The organism is Rhodococcus sp. M8, from assembly GCF_015654185.1.
In the GTDB taxonomy this organism is placed as follows: Bacteria; Actinomycetota; Actinomycetes; order Mycobacteriales; family Mycobacteriaceae; genus Rhodococcus; species Rhodococcus aetherivorans.
Map to the genome: position 1 here is coordinate 2,757,935 of NZ_CP064065.1, position 16,931 is coordinate 2,774,865.

Genomic DNA, 16,931 nt, shown 5'->3' on the forward strand with positions numbered 1-16,931 from the left:
CCGAGAACACCCTTGTGCAAGCAATAGAATGAATACTAGTTTTCAGTCATCGTTCTGCATACCCGCACGGACACAAGGAGCCCACCATGACCCAGAACCTGACCCTCGACGGCCGCGCCGCCGTTGTCACCGGAGCAGGCGCCGGCCTCGGCCGTGCCGAAGCCCTCGCCCTCGCCGACGCCGGGGCCGCCGTCGTCGTCAACGACATGGGGGCGGCCGCCCACGACGTCGTCGACGAGATCCGCGCCGCCGGAGGCCGCGCCGTCGCCGTCACCGGCGACGTCTCGGACTGGGCGCTCGGTGAGGAACTCGTCCGCACCGCGGTCACCGAGTTCGGCTCGATGGACATCCTGGTCAACAACGCCGGCATCCTGCGCGACAAGATGATCTTCAACCTGTCCGAGTCGGACTGGGACGACGTGATCCGGGTGCACCTCAAGGGCCACGCCGCCACGTCGCGCGCCGCGGCCGTGCACTGGCGGCAGGCTTCGAAGGACGCGAACTGCCCGGTCTACGGCCGCGTCATCAACACCTCTTCCGAGGCGTTCCTGTTCGGCTCGGCCGGGCAGCCCAACTACTCGGCCGCCAAGGCCGGCATCACGGCCCTGACCCTCTCGACCGCCCAGGGCCTGTCGCGGTACGGGGTGCGAGCCAATGCCATCTGCCCCCGCGCCCGCACGGCCATGACGGCGGACGCGTTCGGCGAGAACAACACCGGTGCGTCGGGCCTGGACCCGCTCGCGCCCGAGCGAGTGGCCACCCTGGTCCGGTACCTCGCCTCCCCCGCCTCCGACGAGGTCACCGGCCAGGTCTTCGTCGTGTACGGCAAGATGGTCGCGCTCATGGAAGCACCCAAGGTCGAGCACCGTTTCGACGCCGCCGGTTCCGCGTTCACCGTCGAGGAACTCGGCGGACAGCTGTCGTCCTACTTCTCCGGTCGCGGACCGTACGAGACATACTCGGCCTACAGTGTGGCCGAACTGGAGAAGGTCGCGCTGGCCACCGGTGAGACCGTCGGCGCCTGAGCGGAAGGACACGGTCGTGAAACTGAGCGGAAAAACCGCCGTCGTGACCGGCGGCGCGGGCGGGATCGGGCGCGCCGTCACCCGGGTGTTCGTTCGCGAGGGCGCGCGCGTGCTGTTCGTCGACGTCGACGACGACCGCGGCCACGCCCTCGAGACCGAACTCGTCGACTCCGGCGGCGAGGCGAAGTTCCTGCGGGCCGACATCTCCCGGCGCGAGAGCGCGGAGCGGATCCGGGACGCCGCTGTGGCGGCGTTCGGAGGCATCGACGTCCTGGTCAACAACGCGCACGCGTCCCGCCAGGCCCCGCTGCTCGAGCACACCGCGGAGATGTTCGAGCTGTCGTTCGGCACGGGCTTCTACCCCACCGTGCACCTCATGCAGGCCTGCCACCCGCAGTTGAAGCAGGCCCGCGGGTCCGTCGTCAACTTCGGCTCCGGATCCGCCCTCGACGGCATGCCGACGCAGACGTCGTACGCGGCGGCGAAGGAGGCGATCCGGGCGGTGAGCCGCGTGGCCGCGAACGAGTGGGCGGCCGACGGCATCCGCGTCAACGTCGTGTGCCCGTTCGCCGCCACGGAAGGTGTGCTCGCCTGGCAGCAGGCGTTCCCCGACCGGGCGGCCGCCGCGGCGGCGAAGGTGCCGTTGCAGCGGATCGGCGATCCCGAGACGGACATCGCCCCGGTGGTCGTGTTCCTCGCGTCCGACGATTCGAGGTACATGACGGGCCAGACGCTGATGGCCGACGGCGGCAGCATCAAGTTGCGCTGACGCGGCCGGGGACGCCGGCCCGTTCCTCGATCGCACTGAGTGGGACACCGGGTCGCCGCCGGCCGGACCGCATGGGAATGTGAGCCGCACGGGCCCGCCGGCCGGTGTCGTACCCGGCCGGCGGGCCACTTCCAGACCGTCCCGCCGAGAGGCGGGAGATTCCATACCGTCCTGCCGAGAGAGGTTTTCGACCGCATGGCTTCCTCCTCCCCGCTGTTCCGCCCGCTCCGCGTGCGTTCGCTCGAACTGGCGAACCGCATCGTCATGTCACCCATGACGCGGTCGTACTCGATCGACGGCGTGCCGGGCGACGATGTCGCCGCCTACTACCGCCGGCGGGCCGAGGGCGGGACCGGCCTGATCGTCACCGAGGGGGTGGCCGTCGATCATCCGACGGCCGTGGACAATCCGCGAGTACCCCGCATGCACGGCGCGGCTGCGCTGGCGGGCTGGCGCCGGGTCGTGGACGAGGTGCACGCAGCCGGCGGGCGGATCGTCCCGCAGTTGTGGCACGTCGGGCCGCTGTGGGGTGCGATGAGCGCCGTGGACCCCGCACTGAAGCCCATGCGCCCCTCGGGCAGCTGGGGCACCCCGGGGGTCACCTCGTATTCCGCCGACTACGTCGCGCGGGCGTCGCGCCCGACGGAGGCGATGACCGAGCAGGACATCGCCGACGTGATCTCCGCCTATGCGCGCGCGGCGGCCGCCGCGGCGGAGGTCGGCTTCGACGGGATCGCGCTGCACGGCGGGCACGGCTACCTGCTGGACTCGTTCCTGTGGGAGGGCACCAACACCCGCACCGACGCCTGGGGCGGCGACCTCGAGCGCCGCACCCGGTTCCCCGCGGCGGTGGTCGAGGCCGTGCGCGCCGAGATCGGCGACGACCTGCCCATCGTGTTCCGCTTCTCGCAGCACAAGCAGCAGAACTACACCGCCCGCATCGCCGAGACGCCCGACGAGCTGAAGGTGATCCTCGGTGCTCTCGTCGAGGCCGGGGTCGACATCCTCGATGCGAGCATCCGGCGCTTCGACACCCCCGCCTTCGAGGGCAGCGACCTCTCGCTCGCCGGCTGGGCGAAGCAGCTGACCGGGGTCACGACGATGGCCGTCGGCAGCGTCGGCATCGGCAAGTCGCTGCGGGAGAGCCGGATCAGCGGCTCGGCACCGGTCGACGACAACATCCCCGAGCTCGAACGGCGTCTCGGCAGCGGGGAGTTCGACCTGATCGCCGTCGGCCGGCTGCACCTGGCCGATCCGGCGCTGGTGACCACCCTGCGCGCCGGGGGACCGCTGCCCGCATTCGACCGCGAGATCCACGAAGCGTCGCTGACCTAGCGCCCGGCACGGGCGGGTACGCGGCGGTGACGACAGGAGGCCCCATGGAATCCTCGATCCCCGAGCAGCTTTCCGCTGTACTCGATCGGCAGCGCCGTGCGCCCGCGACCGCGCCGGCCACCGATCCCGCGCACCGCGTCCGGACCGTCCGCGCGATGATCGACGTGCTCGTGCGGCACCACAAGCCGCTGACCGAGGCGGTCCACGCGGACTTCGACGGTGTGCTGCCGTCGCACGTGGTCATGGACGACATCGTCACCTCCCTGACGGCGCTGCACCGCGTCCGGGAGTCCCTGGAAGGCTGGGGCACCGCCGCCCGTCCCACCTACCGGATCCCCGGACCGTCCGGAGCGCTGTGGCACTGCGGCCCCCACCACGACGCCGGGACGGTGGCCATCCTCGGAACCCGCACCGCTCCCCTGTTCTCGCTGCTGGGGCCGTGGGTCAGCGCGGTCGGCACCGGGCACCGTGCCGTCCTGATGCCGGCGCAGGGCCTGCCGCGCACCGTGCGTGTCCTCTCCGAGGCCGCCGAGGCCATGCTCGACCCCACGGACATCGCGGTGATGATCGGCGTCGGCGAACACGACGATGCGATCACCGCCGACCGGTTCGACCACGTGGTGATCACCGGCGAGCGCGCACCCGCCGGCGCCGGGACGGCGACCGTGCTGCGTCCCGGCGCCGCGCGATCGGTGACACCGCACCGCCGCACGTTCGCCGACGCCCTCGCCGCGACGTATGCCGCGCTGCTCCCCGCCGTCACCGAGAACGCCGGCCTGGTCGTGACCGTCACCGACCATCCGGGCACCTGCCCCGTCCTGCGCTTCACCCGCCCCGGCGCGGCGCCGTCCGGTCAGCGGGACGAGGGACGCGCGCCGGCCGGCGGGCGATGGAGAATGCCGGCATGAGCAGCCCCGTCGAGGACCGCCTCGCCCTCGCGGACGTCGTCGCACGGTATGCCCGCGCCGTCGACCGGCGCGATCCGACCGTGCTGCGCTCGCTGTTCGCCGACGACGCCGAGTTCGTGCAGCCGCCGGGACTGGTCCGTCGCGGGCACGACCCGGTGCTCACCGGAGCAGGGCCGATCGCCGAGGGGGTGCTCGCCGCGGTCGCGCACCTGCACTCCACCCGGCACGTCCTCGGCCAGCATGTGATCGACTTCGACGGCGACCAGGCCCGGGGCGAGCTGTATTGCGAGGCGCACCACGTGTACCCGAGCGGCGACGGATACCGGGACTACACGGTGTCCGTCCGCTACCGGGACGAGTACCGCCGCGTCCCGGACGGGTGGCGCATCGCGCGCCGGGAACTGGTCGTCGACCTCACCGCCGACCGCGAGGTGCGGCTGCTCCGATCCGCTACCGAGTGAAGGGAAAGCCCTTGTGATGCAAACGGAACCGGCCCTGACGCTGACCGCCGCGGAACAACTGCTGGCCGTCGAGGAGATCAAGCGGCTCTTCGCCGCGCGGCTTCGCGTGATGGACACCAAACAATGGGACCTGTATCCCACGCTGCACACCGAGGACGTCGTGAGCGAGACGTGGAGCGGCCTGCCCGAGGACACCCAGCCGCGGAGCGGTGATCGCGCCAACCGGGTGGTGGGCCGGGAACCGCTGCGGCGCGCGATCGAGAACCTGCTCGACGGAGACACGCCGGTCACCAGCGCGCACCACGGTCACACACCCGAGATCACGCTCACCTCCGACACCACGGCCACCGGGATCTGGGCGATGGAGGACCAACTGTGGTGGACGAACGGAGCGGTCGAGGAGCACCTGCACGGCTGGGGCCACTACCACGAGGAGTACCGGAGGGTCGACGGCGTGTGGCTGATCAGCTACCGCGCGCTCACCCGGCTGCGGCAGGTGCACACGCCCGGGTTCTTCGACTTTCTGAAACCGCTGTAGCCGCCGGCGTCACGGCCGCGACGCGCCGTGCTCACCGTGGAGGTGGGCACGCTCGCCGTCGTGGTCGAAGATCGTGAGAATCTCCACCGGACCGTCGTGGGCACCGATCACGTGCGGGACCATCGTCGAGAACGCGGCGGCCTCGCCGGTCCGCACGAGCACGGTCCGCTCGCCCAGCTGCAATCGGGCCGTGCCGGAGAGCACGGTGAACCACTCCCGGCCCGGATGCACCTTCGCCGCACCGGTTCCGGTGGACCGGTCGGGGGTGATACGCATCTTCGCCACCGTCACGCCGTGCAGGGCACGTTCCCGGGACAGCAGCCACGTGGTCACCCCGGGCATGTGCTCGGGCTGCGGCCGGATCACCACGTCCTCGTCCTCGGCGGATTCGACGAGCTGATCGAGCGTGGTGCCCAGGGCCCGGGCAATCGGCACCAGTTGATCCAGAGCGATCCGACGGTTGCCGGTCTCGATGCGGCTCAGCGTCGACGGGCTGAGCCGGCAGCGGGCCGCCAGCGAATCGAGCGACCAGCCACGGGCCAGTCGCAGGCCGCGGATGCGTCGGCGGATCACGGCGTCCAGATCGAGATCTTGCGTCATACGCAAGATGGTATGCCCTTCACGCATCGAAGTCGCTACCGTGGCAGCCATGACGCACGATCATCAGCCCCCCGGCAGCCGGCACGCACACCACGACCCCGGGCTGGCGGAACTACTGGACCTGGACGCGGAGGTACTGGGCTCGTACCTGGACGAGGTGACCGCGTGGGCCGAGCTGCACGCCCCGCAGGGGCCGCGCACGATCGTCGACGTCGGCGCCGGAACGGGCACGGGCAGCCTGGCGCTCGGGCGCCGCTTCCCCGCCGCCGAGATCGTCGCGGTCGACAGGTCGGCGTCGATGCTTGCACGCGTCCGCGCCGCCGCGGCCGAGCACGGCACGGCCGAGCGGCTCCGGGTCGTGCTCGCCGACCTGGATGCCGCCTGGCCCTCGATCGGTACGGTCGATGTCGCGTGGGCGGCCTCGTCGCTGCACGAGGTCGCCGACCCGGACAGGGTGCTGCGCGACCTCCACGCCGCGCTGAATCCCGGTGGCCTGCTGGTGGTCGTCGAGATGGACGAGTTGCCCCGGTTCCTGCCCGACGACGTCGGGCGGGGCAGGCCGGGCCTGGAGCGGCGCTGCCACGAGGCCCTGGCGCGCGCGGGCTGGAACGCGCACCCGGACTGGCGGACCCACCTGGAGCGGGCCGGTTTCCAGGTCACCGCCCAGCGCAGCTTCACCGTGGCGGCGGCGCCGGCACCACCGAGCGCGACCCGCTACGCACACGCCTACCTGTCCCGCATCCGCGCCGCGCTCGACGGCCGGCTGGCCACCGACGATCTCGAGACCCTCGACGCCCTGCTGGCGCCCGACAGCCCCGACGGTCTGCTGCACCGCGGCGACCTGACGGTCCGTGGCAGCCGCACCGCGTGGGCGGCCCGCCGCCGCTAGAGGGCCGCCTCCCGCAGCACCGTGACGAGCGTCGCGAGCCGGTCCGCGGCCCGGTCCGGATCGGGATTCACCAGGGTCAGCGGCACCATCACGTCGGTGACACCCACGGCGAGAAGCTCCTTCACCGCCTGCGCCGTCGCGGGCACGGCGATCTCGCCGGCCGAGTCGTGGACCACCTGCAGCCGTCCGCGGATCTGCAGGACGTCGGGATCGCGGCCGTCCCGCTCGAGCGCGCCGCGGAGCAGATCGCGGCCCCGGCGCAGCTCGTCCGGGCCGGCACCCATGATGGGAATCCACCCGTCGCCCCACCGGGCGAGCCGGCGGATCACCGGCTTCGACAACGACCCCGAGACCCAGACCGGGATGCGACGGCCGCCGGGACGCGGCGCACAGTACACGTCGGTGAACGCCACGCTCGGGCGCTGCACCGAGGCCGGGGCGTGCTCCCACAGCGCCCGGCAGGCGGCGAGCGTGTCGTCGAGCAGCGGGCCACGATCGGCGAAGCTCAGTCCCGCGGCCTCGTATTCCTTCTCCTGCCAGCCTGTTCCGACCCCGAGGTCGAGCCGCCCACCCGACATGTGGTCCAGGGTGGCCGCGGTCTTGGCGAGCACGGCGGCGCCCCGCAGCGCCGCGATGATCACGCCGGTGCCGAGGCGAATCGTGCGGGTCCGGCCGGCGATCACCGCGAGCACGGTCATGGGTTCGAGCCACATCGCATCGGGTTCGGTGGCGAACGGTCCCCACGCGTAACCGGAGGTGTCGGCTCCCATCACGACATGGTCGGTGACGTTCACGCGGTCCACGCCGCATTCCTCGGCCCGGACCGCGACGTCCACGAGGTGGGCGAAGTTGTCGCGGGCCAGCACGTCGCCGAAATTGGGGAGATTGACGCTCAGCGTCGGGGGGAGGAAGTTCACACGAAAATCCTTCGGGTGTAGAGGATCCGGTCAGGGTGACAGGGGACGATTGGTCCACGAGCCGTCGGCGCGCGGGAACCAGCCACCGGCCGCGTAGCTGCCACCGTCGACGTGAACGGTGGACCCCGTGACGTAGCGGGAGAGGTCGGAGGCGAGGAACAGGGCCGGTCCGGCGACGTCCTCGGGGCGGCCCGGGCCGCCCAGCGGCGCCCACCCCGGCCAGCGGTGCCGGTCCGCCTCCGACACTAGCCGCTCGTACGGCACCTGCGGCGTCGCGATCAGGTCGGGCGCGATCGCGTTCACCCGGATGCCGTGCCGGCCGACCTCGACCGCGAGACTGCGGGTGAAGTGCCGCAGCCCGGCCTTGTACGTGCCGTACACGACGTGCCCGGGAATGCCGCGGTGCGCCTCGACCGTGGTGACGTTGACGACGGAGCCGCCCCGGCCGCGGTCGATCATGCCCGGAAGGACGGCGCGGGTCATCCGCAGGGCGTGGTCGAGATTGGCGCGGGCCAGGGCCTCCCATTCGGATTCGTCGGCCTCCGCGAAGGGCGTCGACGGGCGGAGGAAGTCACCGACGTTGTTGACGAGTACGTCCGGGGCATGGCTCGCGGCCTCCGTCGCGACGGCCGGGTCCGCGGCGTCGCCGACGATCGGCACCACGCCGGGAATTCCGGCGGCCAGCCGCTCGGCCGCCCCACGATCGGTGTCGACGAGGACGACGCGGGCACCGTGCTCGGCGAACAGCCGGACGACGGCCGCGCCGATGCCGTTCGCCCCTCCGGTGACGATCGCCGTTCTTCCGGACAGCAAGGGATGCGACATATTACTCGAAGCCGGAACGGTGGTCACCGTCGCGACGGTAGCTGCCGCGCCCCGAGGCGCCCCGGTCGTTCCCGGTGGCCGGGAACGAGACCGAGCCCGCGCGCAGGGAGGGCCCCCTACGGACCGAAGCCAGAGGGCGGCACTCGCAGCCCGGTCTCCCGCCAGATGCGCGCCGCGTCGTAGTAGTGGTCGTGGCCGGCGAGATCTATGTGCCGCTCGGTCAGTCCCCGCTCCGGCGCGACGGCCACGGCCTCGTCGTACCCGAGACTGGTGCGGGGCAGGTCGAATCCGGCGCCGCGCGCGAAGGCCGACGCGAGGGCCCGCACACTCACCGGATCCGGGTGGGCGGCGTGCAGGACCTCGCCGCCGGAGCCGGGGCGGGTGCCGCGGACCGCGAGTGCCGCGATCAGGCGGCCGAGATCACCGACCGAGATCACCGACAGCAGGGGGCGGCCGTCCTCGACCCAGGCGCCGAGGCGAGTGAGGATCTGCGCGATGCCGGGCACGAACCAGCGGTCTCCGGGCCCGTAGACGAAGGCGGCCCGCACCACGGTGCCGCCGTAATCACGCACGGCCAGTTCGGCCGCGAGCCGGCTCTCGCTGAGCACCGAGACCGGATTCGGCACGACGGCATCCTCGTCCACACCGCGGTGCGGGCCGGGACCGTAGACCCCGATCGTGCTGACGTAGATCACGTGCGGCCGGTGCTGCCGGACCGCCGCGGCCAGGAGGTTCCCGGTCCCGGCACGGTTCACCGCGTCGCACGTCTGCGGGTCCGATCCGGTGTAGGAGGCGGCGTGCACGATCACGTCGGCGGCGGCGACCACGGCGTCCAGGGACGACGGTTCGGTCAGGTCCGCCGCGGCCGTCCGCGTCGCGGCGGGGGGCAGCTCGTCCGGCCGTCGCGCGACGGCCGTGCAGGGTACGCCGGACGCCGCGAGCGCCGCGAGCACGGCGCCCCCGACGAAGCCGGTGGCGCCGATCAGCGCGATTCGCAGGGGTTGCGACGAACCTTCGTCGCGGCGGCGGTCCATTACTGTGGGTACCATTCGGCCGGGTGGGGGAAACCCGATGGGGTTCGTCACGATGCACCTCGTCGGAACACAGGGTGGGAACGGAGTGAGGACGGATGGCTCAGCAAGCGCGGGCGGTGGCGACCAGGCAGCAGATCGTTCTCGGCGCGGCCGAGAACTTCGAACGGTCGGGCTACGAGGGCGCGAGCCTCGGCGCGATCGTCGAGAGCTCGGGCATCACCAAGGGCGCCCTCTACTTCCACTTCCGGTCGAAGGACGAACTCGCCCAAGTCGTCATCGAGGAGCAGCATCGCATCTCGATCGCCGCGGTCGAGGCCATCGCGGGCCTCGACATTTCCGCACTCGAGCAGATCGTGATGCTCTCGCACGAGATGGCGCGGCAGATGATCGACGAGCCGATCGTGCGGGCCGGCATCCGCCTGACGCTCGAACTCAGCGCCACCGACGGTCCCACCGGCCCGTACCTGGACTGGATCGCCGCCTGCGAGAAGCTCACCGAGCAGGCGATCGCCCAGGGCGACATCCTCGACACGATCGACGCGACCATGCTGGCCCGGTTCGTGATCTCCGCCTACAACGGCGTCCAGCTCGTGTCCAACGTCCTCACCCACCGGCAGGATCTCGAGCAGCGCCTCGACGAGATGTGGATCCTGTTGCTGCCCGCCGTGATGCCCGCAGACCGCCACGGTGAGATCCCGCGGATCCGCCGGGCCCGCTGGACGCCGCCCGCCGACTGAACGCCACGCGGCGGTCAGCATCGTGACCGATCCGGTGCGAGCCGCACCGTGCCGGTCGCCAGCGCCTCGCCCCACTGCTCGACCGAGGTCCGCACGGTCCACGGATCGTGCGGATCGATCCGCGCCACCACGTTCGCCCGCTCGTCCAGTTCGACGAACCGGTGGTAGGCGGCCTCGATGAGGTCGACGTCGGCGTGCGGGCGGCCGCATGCGGCGCGGGCGCTCTGCCGGAACGCCTCGAGGACGAGCATGCCGGGAACGTGATCGCTGGGGTGGTCGAACAGGACCGGATGACGATCGTCGACCCGCAGGCGCCAGCGGTTCTCGGCGTACTGCGGACCGAGCACGACGTCCAGTGGCCGGGACTGCCCGACGACGGCGGGGGGAATCGCCGGGGGGCAGACGGGATCCCCGATCGTGCGCGGGCCGGTGCCGTTCCAGCGCAGCCGCTGGTAGTCGTCGGGGGTGAGGACGTTCGCCACTCCCTGTCCCGTGCCCACCTGCCGTCCGCCGACGACGAACACCACCGTCAGATCGAACTGGGACAGCAGCCCGCCGCGGTACACCGGGTCCTCCAGGCAGGCGTCCAGCACGACCTCCGCGGCGCCGGTACCGATGGCGAGCGCCTGCACCGCCGCGTCCACCCGCAGGGTCTGCATGACGAACGGATGACCGAGGGGAACGCGATATTGCGTGTGCCCCAAGTAGATCGCCGTCTGGCGCAGGGTCTCGGCGATCAGCATGGTGTCGTATCGGCCGGTTTCGGTCCGGTAGAAGCCGTGCAGCCGTGGCCACTGCGCGCCCAGCAGGAATCGATGGTCGGCGCCGGCGGACGTGCAGTCCGTCAGGAACACCTCCGACACCGATTGCCGGTGGACGTACCGCCTGGGCACCGTCGACTCGAAACCGAGGACGGGACTGTTCCGGGGCACTGCGTCCGCATCCACGGTCATTGTCGCTTCTTTCATTGCAAACCGGCCGGACTGCTTTTATCGAGGGACTATAGACGACCCGGACGAATCGGAGCACGCCCGTGTCCAGTGACTGGATCGGACGCCGGGAACGGCTTTCGTCCCCCGTCGGTCGCTCGGATGAATTCTTCGAATCCAACAAACCGATCGACCGGTTTATGGTAAGGTGTCAGGCAGTCGGGAAACAAATGAACAGGGTCGGCCGTCGAGCACGCGGAGGGGTGTTCGCGCGGCAGGCCCGAGGTCACAGCACCTCCGCGCCGCCGGGACTATACGAGGGGTAGCCCCTGCGGCGCGGAGGCGTGTCTGCGTTCACATCGCCGCCACCCGAACCCGGGTGCCTCACTTGCTCGGAATGCGACTTCGCGCTTCGGCGAGCTGATCCTCGAGGTAGACGATCCGGCACGCCGCGTCCACCGCGGTGCCGCTGTCGACCAGTTCCCGCACCCGCGCGACGAGCCGGAGCTGGTTCCGGGAGTAGCGGCGGTGACCGCCCCCGGAACGGTGCGGCACCACGAGGCCCGTGTCGTCCAGACTGCGGAGGAAGGCAGGAGTGACCCCGAGCGCCGCAGCGGCGCGACCCATGCTGAAGGCGGGGTAGTCGTCGTTGTCGAGTTCGTTGGTGACCGCGGGAGCGCGGTCGGGTGTGGGATCCACGTGCCCTTCGTTGCTACGAGAGGGAACCCCGGCACATGGGGCGCCGGGGTTCGTGACGGTTACGACAGTGCCGGCCTCGACCGGCACGAGGAAATGACATACACGAGTTCGCAATCCCGAGGGATACGCATCACCAGCCTCTCGCTCTGCTCTCCGGTGGCGACGTGGTCGGCCTCCGCAGAGTCCGCCCGTCGCGTCGTCGGGGCGGAGCCGCAGAACCGAGTGCGGCTCCGCCCCCTCTGCAACTTCCCCGGCAACCCGTCGGTTGCCCCTCTTCCGGATCCTTCGCGTTGACGTCCTCGATGTTATCGGCCTCGATGCCGAAAGTCTACTGTTTCGACTGTAGATTTTCTCGTCGCGTCGAGACGTCCGGAACGGCCGGCCGAACCTGTCGGACCGGTGCGGCACCATGAGCACACCGCCGCCGGAAGGAACGCTCATGACCGAGATCCTCGACCTGGCACCGGCCGCCCACGAGATGGCACGGCTCGTCGGCGCGCTCACGCACGAACAACTCGCCCGTCCCACCCCGTGCGCGGGCACCACCATCGGGGACCTGGTGGATCACGTGGGCGGGCTGTCCCTGGCATTCACCGCCGCCGCCGGGAAAGCCGTCGGCGACCACACCGGGCAGGGACCGTCCGCCGACGCGTCCCGGCTCGGCGACGACTGGCGCACCAGGATCCCCGGGCAGGTCCTCGCCCTCGCCGAGGCGTGGCGCGATCCCGGCGCATGGACCGGAACCACCCAGGCCGGCGGCATCGATCTGCCCGGTCACGTCGCGGGGATCGTGGCGCTCGACGAACTCGTGATCCACGGCTGGGACATCGCCACCGCCAGCGGCCGGAGGTTCTCCTGCGATCCCGCCGCGCTGGCCGCGTGCCTGTCGTTCGTCGCCGCGACCACCGACCAGGAACGCGCGGCCGGCGGGCTCTTCGGGCCGGCGGTCGCGGTTCCCGACGACGCCCCGGACCTCGATCGTCTGATCGGGCTCAGCGGGCGTGACCCGTCGTGGCGGCCACCGCCCGGCCCCTCGGGCCGCCCACCGCGGGCCCCGGAGGGCGGGCCGGGCTAGGCTCGGCCGGCCACCGGCTGCGCCCCGCCCACCGAAAGGAACGTGAGCCTTGTCCGAGACGGACCGCCGCCCTCCCCGTCCGGACCTTCTGGCCGACTGCGGCAGTTGCTTCGGTTTGTGTTGTGTGGCTCTGCCTTTCGCCGCATCGACCGATTTCGCGATCGACAAGGAGGCGGGCCGGCCCTGCCCGAATCTGCGGGACGACTTCCGCTGCGGCATCCACCGGGACCTGCGGCGCAAGGGGTTCACCGGGTGCACCGTCTACGACTGTTTCGGCGCCGGCCAGAAGGTCTCACAGGTCACGTTCGGCGGCGCGGACTGGCGTCGCGCGCCGCAGACCGCCCGGCGGATGTTCGACGTCTTTCCCGTCGTGCGCCAACTGCACGAGCTGCTCTGGTATCTCGACGAGGCGGTGTCCCTGCCCACCTCCGGGCCGCTCCGCGCGGACCTGCGCGGTGCGCGTGCCGCGACCGACCGGCTGACCCGCGGCGACGCCGACGCCCTCGCCGGACTCGACGTCGCGGCGCACCGGCAGGAGATCAATGCCCTGCTGTTGCGCGCGAGCGAACTCGCCCAGGCCGCCGTGCCCGGCCGGAGGAAGAACCGCCGCGGCGCGGACCTGCTCGGCGCGAAGCTCCGGCGCGCCGACCTGCACGGTGCGAACCTGCGCGGCGCCCTCCTCGTCGCCGCGGACCTGCGCGAGGCGGACCTGCGCCGGGCCGACCTCATCGGCGCCGACCTGAGGGACGCCGACCTGCGCGGCGCCGACCTCACCGGATGCCTGTTCCTCGTCCAGTCACAGGTCGATTCCGCCCGGGGCGACGCACGTACCCGGCTGCCCGCCACAGTGGCCACACCCGAGCACTGGTAGCGCAACGGGCGAATCGGGCCCGTTGCTCGCGAAAGCCCTCGATCCGGCCGCGATCGGGTGTGCAATAGGTCCCATGAACATCCCCGACCTCCTTCCCACAGACCGCCGCCGGATGGCTCGTGCTGCCGTGGATTCGTTGGGCAGCCAGCGCAGCGACCACGCCCTCGTACGCGTGAAGTGCCCCGCCAGCCACAACGTCGCCACCGTCTACCGCACCCCGGAGGGGCCGGTGCTCGTCGCCGGCGGTGGTCCGACGGCGCACGGCAATCGCGACCGGTCCGAGACCGCGCACCACGGCGGATCCCTCGGGTCCGAGTTCGTCGACACCCTCGAGGCGACCCAGTTCGAGGACGACGACGTGCCCGCGCGCTGCGCGTGCGGTCCGCACACCCTCTCGCGCCAGGACCTGCAGGCCGCGGTCCGCTCGCACACCCGCACCGTCACCCTGGCCTGAGCCGGACCCGATGAGCACCGCCGACAGCCGGCGCGAGCGCGGCGTCGATTCCGGCGGCCGGGACGTCGAGCTGGAGCTTCGCGACGTGAGCCTGGCCGGCACCCTGACCGTCCCCGCCGGATCGGACGGCCTGGTGGTCTTCGTGCACGGCAGCGGCAGCAGCCGGTTCAGCCCGCGCAACCGGTACGTCGCCGGGGAACTGAACGCCGCCGGCCTGGGCACGTTGCTGTTCGACCTGCTGACCGCCGGCGAGGAGGGCGACCGCGCCCTCGTCTTCGACATCGAACTGCTCGCGAGCCGGCTCGGCGAGGTGACCGATCTCGTCCGCGCGGAAGCCGAGTGGATCGGCTACTTCGGGGCCAGCACCGGCGCCGCCGCGGCGCTGTGGGCCGCCGCCGATCCGGACCGAGAGATCGCCGCCGTCGTCTCCCGCGGCGGGCGACCCGATCTGGCGATGCCCCGGCTCGGCCGGGTCCGCGCCCCCACGCTCATGCTGGTCGGCGGCCTGGATCGCATGGTGATCGAACTGAACCGGCAGGCCGCCGCGGCCATGCGGTGCGAACACGAACTGCGGATCGTGCGCGGGGCGACGCACCTGTTCGAGGAACCCGGCACGCTCGAGGTCGTGGCACAGCAAGCGCGGGACTGGTTCCTCGATCACCGCCCGGCGCCTCCGGCCTGACCGGCGCGCAACATACACGGCGTCGGATCTCTCTGCCGCTCCGGGGAATTCGGACATCGAAGACGGAACGCCCGGGGGCACCGCACCGACTCACCGGCCTGCGCTGGGCAAACACGGGTACGGTGGACACGACGGCACAGTCCTCGTACTGTGACGGAGGACACAAACTCGGGTAACTGCCGAACCGGCGGGGTACCCGCACTACAACGAGTTGACACACGCCCAGTGGCGACACCTCAGAGGCGGACAATTGACGATCGAAGCACACCGTGACATCCCCGCGGTACGACGCCTGACGGCACTCGACACCGCGCAGGCTCTTCTCCGCTCCGCAAGGGGCCGTTCCTACACCGAGGACCAGGCGTTCGACGAACTGCTCGACGCCTCGATGCGCTTCCACGTCGACATCGTCGACCTGTGCGAAGCCCTCACCGACCTGGCCACCGGTCCCGGCACCATCCAGGGACTCCGACGTACCGTCCATGGACACCGGCGCGCCCACACCGTCGCGGCCGAACTGTGGGGCCCGCTGCTCGACCGGAGGACCGCCTCCGCCGAGAACTGATCACCGGAAGCGGATGCTCAGCGTGCGCCGGACGAGGTCACCGATCTCGTCCGCCCACGCGAGGATGCCGAGCGTCGAGTCGATGTTCCCGGGCGGCGTCCGTACCAGTGTGTCCCTGCGGATCAACCGCTCGAAGTCCACGGTCACCGGGTCCGGGCGCACCGCGCCGTTGCCGTGGTGGAACTGCACCCCGGCGCGGCGCATCACGTTGATCAGCTCCTGCGCGAGGATCCCGTTCGCGACCGTCGTCGGATGCACGCCGTCGAGGGAGAACAGCCCGCCCGCGGCCCGGCCCCCACGACCGTCGGCCGTCAGGAACCGCGAGTCCGGCACGGGGTCGAGCGCGGCGAGTGCGGACGGGAGCGGGTACGGGGTCCACCACGCCGGACGGGCACCGACATCGGTGACGAAGCGCCGCGACGCGAAGCGCTCGAGCAGGCCGGCCACGTCCAGCAGATACCAGTCCCGGGCCGGGCCGTGCACCCCGGAACGAGCGTCGGCGACCGCCTGCTCGATGCGCTCGTTGTACAGGTCGATCGCGACGTCCACCGCGTACGCGCCGGCACCCGTGATGTGCTCGTCCTGAGCCGGGTCGAACCGCGCCTCCTCGATCCACGGCCGGGTGTAGTACGGGAAATAGGGCGACCCCGGTTCCATCTTGCGTCCGAGTCCCTTCGCGATCGGCGCGATGGTGACGTGGGGAATCGTGCACCACACGACGTGCCGCGCCCGGATCGCCGCCACCCGCTCGACCACCTCCGCGAACTCGGCCGCGAAGTGCTCGGGCCGCCAGATGGTGTAGGCGTCCTTCGCGGTGAGGTCGCGAAAGTCCGGACCGCTCCATGCGATGCGCAGGTCCGTGACCGTGCCGAGCGCGTTGTTGGAGCCGAGGAACACCACCAGCGTCTCGATCCCGGACTCGGTCGTGTCGTCGTGGTCGTCGCCGAGCGCCGCGGCCGCGTCGAACAACGTCATCGCCTTCGCCCCGTCGCTCCAGCGCGGATACACCCGCAACGCGGCGCGCTCCCCGTTGTTCTGCACGATCTGGTCGAGCAGGTCGTCGTTCGGTGCGGCGATCGCCGCCTCGCACGTCGCGGCGGTCTTGCTCAGGGCGTCGCGCAGGTCCCAGCCGAAACAGGACAGGTTGTGCTGGTATGCCACCGGCAGCGGCGGCTCCCGACCGGGCCCGCGCTCCCAGTAGTCCTCCACCTGGTCCATGAACGCGCGGACGGCGAACAGCGCGAGCGGGGTCTCCCACATGTTCACCGAGGGCCCGAAGCGTCGCTCGAGATCGCGCAGGAGCAGTTCGATGTTGAGCGGCAACCCGCCCGGACCGCCGTAGCGCGGGTAGCGGAACCGGCGGAGCCAGCCGAGTTCGTGGGCGACGATCGCGGGGACCGAGACGTCGGTGTGGAAGACGGCGCCGCTCTGGAACCCCTGCAGCACCGAGTCGCCGATCGCGACGAGCCGGTGCGGGGGCACCCCCTTGGTGTCGATCCGCACGTCGCGGCCGAGCGCCGGATCCGACACCGGCACCCGGGGGGCGGACGCCGCGCGCACCCGCACGTCCGCGGGTGTGCCGTCCGGGAGATCCATCGGAGTCACCGGCATTTCGTCC

General features: G+C 71.5%; 20 protein-coding genes. 13 read left to right on the top strand and 7 right to left on the bottom strand.

Going from position 1 to position 16,931, the window contains the following annotated elements:
* Window positions 1-86: 86 nt before the first annotated feature.
* The 6 genes from ISO16_RS12280 (at window position 87) to ISO16_RS12305 (ending at window position 5,036) form a co-directional block, all read left to right on the top strand.
* The gene (locus ISO16_RS12280) at window positions 87-1,025 is read left to right on the top strand and encodes a 3-oxoacyl-ACP reductase (RefSeq protein ID WP_072636160.1); all 939 of its coding nucleotides are present in this window, start codon (window positions 87-89) and stop codon (window positions 1,023-1,025) included.
* Window positions 1,026-1,041: 16 nt separating this feature from the next.
* Window positions 1,042-1,794, top strand: a complete 753-nt coding sequence (locus ISO16_RS12285) for an SDR family NAD(P)-dependent oxidoreductase (protein WP_072636161.1) — start codon at window positions 1,042-1,044, stop codon at window positions 1,792-1,794.
* 195 nt (window positions 1,795-1,989) lie between these two features.
* Window positions 1,990-3,129, top strand: coding sequence for an oxidoreductase (locus ISO16_RS12290; protein WP_072636162.1), 1,140 nt, complete (start codon window positions 1,990-1,992; stop codon window positions 3,127-3,129).
* A gap of 44 nt (window positions 3,130-3,173) precedes the next feature.
* Complete coding sequence (locus ISO16_RS12295; RefSeq protein WP_072636163.1) at window positions 3,174-4,037, top strand: coniferyl-aldehyde dehydrogenase; 864 nt, start codon at window positions 3,174-3,176, stop codon at window positions 4,035-4,037.
* On the top strand, window positions 4,034-4,498 hold the full coding sequence (locus tag ISO16_RS12300) for a nuclear transport factor 2 family protein (RefSeq protein ID WP_072636208.1): 465 nt from the start codon (window positions 4,034-4,036) through the stop codon (window positions 4,496-4,498). The genes ISO16_RS12295 and ISO16_RS12300 overlap by 4 nt, the downstream gene beginning before the upstream one ends.
* Before the next feature lie 16 nt (window positions 4,499-4,514).
* The gene (locus ISO16_RS12305; RefSeq protein ID WP_170913983.1) at window positions 4,515-5,036 is read left to right on the top strand and encodes a nuclear transport factor 2 family protein; all 522 of its coding nucleotides are present in this window, start codon (window positions 4,515-4,517) and stop codon (window positions 5,034-5,036) included.
* A gap of 9 nt (window positions 5,037-5,045) precedes the next feature.
* On the opposite strand, the gene ISO16_RS12310 is transcribed toward ISO16_RS12305, so the two are convergent.
* Entirely contained in the window at window positions 5,046-5,636 is a 591-nt protein-coding gene (locus ISO16_RS12310) for a helix-turn-helix domain-containing protein (protein WP_072636165.1), read from the bottom strand.
* A gap of 49 nt (window positions 5,637-5,685) precedes the next feature.
* On the opposite strand from ISO16_RS12310, the gene ISO16_RS12315 reads away from it, so the two are divergent.
* Window positions 5,686-6,525 (top strand): class I SAM-dependent methyltransferase, encoded by an 840-nt coding sequence (locus ISO16_RS12315; protein WP_072636166.1) that lies wholly within the window; start codon window positions 5,686-5,688, stop codon window positions 6,523-6,525.
* Here the strand turns inward: ISO16_RS12315 and ISO16_RS12320 are convergent.
* The 3 genes from ISO16_RS12320 to ISO16_RS12330 all read right to left on the bottom strand — a co-directional run bounded on the left by ISO16_RS12320 (window position 6,522) and on the right by ISO16_RS12330 (window position 9,301).
* Window positions 6,522-7,442 carry a TIGR03619 family F420-dependent LLM class oxidoreductase gene (locus ISO16_RS12320; RefSeq protein WP_072636167.1) on the bottom strand — a complete coding sequence of 307 codons (921 nt, stop codon included), beginning with the start codon at window positions 7,440-7,442 and terminating at the stop codon, window positions 6,522-6,524. The two genes, ISO16_RS12315 and ISO16_RS12320, sit on opposite strands and share 4 nt — an antisense overlap.
* 30 nt (window positions 7,443-7,472) lie before the next feature.
* Window positions 7,473-8,294 (bottom strand): SDR family NAD(P)-dependent oxidoreductase, encoded by an 822-nt coding sequence (locus tag ISO16_RS12325; protein ID WP_072636168.1) that lies wholly within the window; start codon window positions 8,292-8,294, stop codon window positions 7,473-7,475.
* Window positions 8,295-8,383: 89 nt separating this feature from the next.
* Window positions 8,384-9,301: an NAD-dependent epimerase/dehydratase family protein gene (locus tag ISO16_RS12330; RefSeq protein ID WP_072636169.1), complete on the bottom strand. Its 918-nt coding sequence runs from the start codon at window positions 9,299-9,301 to the stop codon at window positions 8,384-8,386.
* 95 nt (window positions 9,302-9,396) lie between these two features.
* Between ISO16_RS12330 and ISO16_RS12335 the strand changes: the two genes are divergently transcribed.
* Window positions 9,397-10,038, top strand: coding sequence for a ScbR family autoregulator-binding transcription factor (locus ISO16_RS12335; RefSeq protein ID WP_072636170.1), 642 nt, complete (start codon window positions 9,397-9,399; stop codon window positions 10,036-10,038).
* 14 nt (window positions 10,039-10,052) lie between these two features.
* Here ISO16_RS12335 and ISO16_RS12340 read toward each other — a convergent pair whose 3' ends face one another.
* Both ISO16_RS12340 and ISO16_RS12345 read right to left on the bottom strand, forming a co-directional pair.
* Entirely contained in the window at window positions 10,053-10,991 is a 939-nt protein-coding gene (locus tag ISO16_RS12340) for a ScbA/BarX family gamma-butyrolactone biosynthesis protein (RefSeq protein ID WP_029545993.1), read from the bottom strand.
* Window positions 10,992-11,351: 360 nt separating this feature from the next.
* Entirely contained in the window at window positions 11,352-11,666 is a 315-nt protein-coding gene (locus tag ISO16_RS12345) for a helix-turn-helix domain-containing protein (protein WP_029545995.1), read from the bottom strand.
* 439 nt (window positions 11,667-12,105) lie between these two features.
* On the opposite strand from ISO16_RS12345, the gene ISO16_RS12350 reads away from it, so the two are divergent.
* The 5 genes from ISO16_RS12350 (at window position 12,106) to ISO16_RS12370 (ending at window position 15,313) form a co-directional block, all read left to right on the top strand.
* Window positions 12,106-12,741 (top strand): TIGR03086 family metal-binding protein, encoded by a 636-nt coding sequence (locus ISO16_RS12350; RefSeq protein WP_072636171.1) that lies wholly within the window; start codon window positions 12,106-12,108, stop codon window positions 12,739-12,741.
* Between the two features lie 124 nt (window positions 12,742-12,865).
* Window positions 12,866-13,612, top strand: coding sequence for a pentapeptide repeat-containing protein (locus ISO16_RS12355; RefSeq protein WP_072636172.1), 747 nt, complete (start codon window positions 12,866-12,868; stop codon window positions 13,610-13,612).
* 112 nt (window positions 13,613-13,724) lie between these two features.
* Window positions 13,725-14,066 carry a hypothetical protein gene (locus ISO16_RS12360; RefSeq protein ID WP_230304533.1) on the top strand — a complete coding sequence of 114 codons (342 nt, stop codon included), beginning with the start codon at window positions 13,725-13,727 and terminating at the stop codon, window positions 14,064-14,066.
* Between the two features lie 10 nt (window positions 14,067-14,076).
* Entirely contained in the window at window positions 14,077-14,748 is a 672-nt protein-coding gene (locus ISO16_RS12365; protein ID WP_072636173.1) for a dienelactone hydrolase family protein, read from the top strand.
* Between the two features lie 250 nt (window positions 14,749-14,998).
* A complete protein-coding gene (locus ISO16_RS12370) occupies window positions 14,999-15,313 on the top strand; it encodes an ANTAR domain-containing protein (protein WP_072636174.1) in 315 nt (104 codons plus the stop codon).
* On the opposite strand, the gene ISO16_RS12375 is transcribed toward ISO16_RS12370, so the two are convergent.
* Entirely contained in the window at window positions 15,314-16,924 is a 1,611-nt protein-coding gene (locus ISO16_RS12375; RefSeq protein WP_072636175.1) for a hypothetical protein, read from the bottom strand.
* Between the last annotated feature and the right edge of the window lie 7 nt (window positions 16,925-16,931).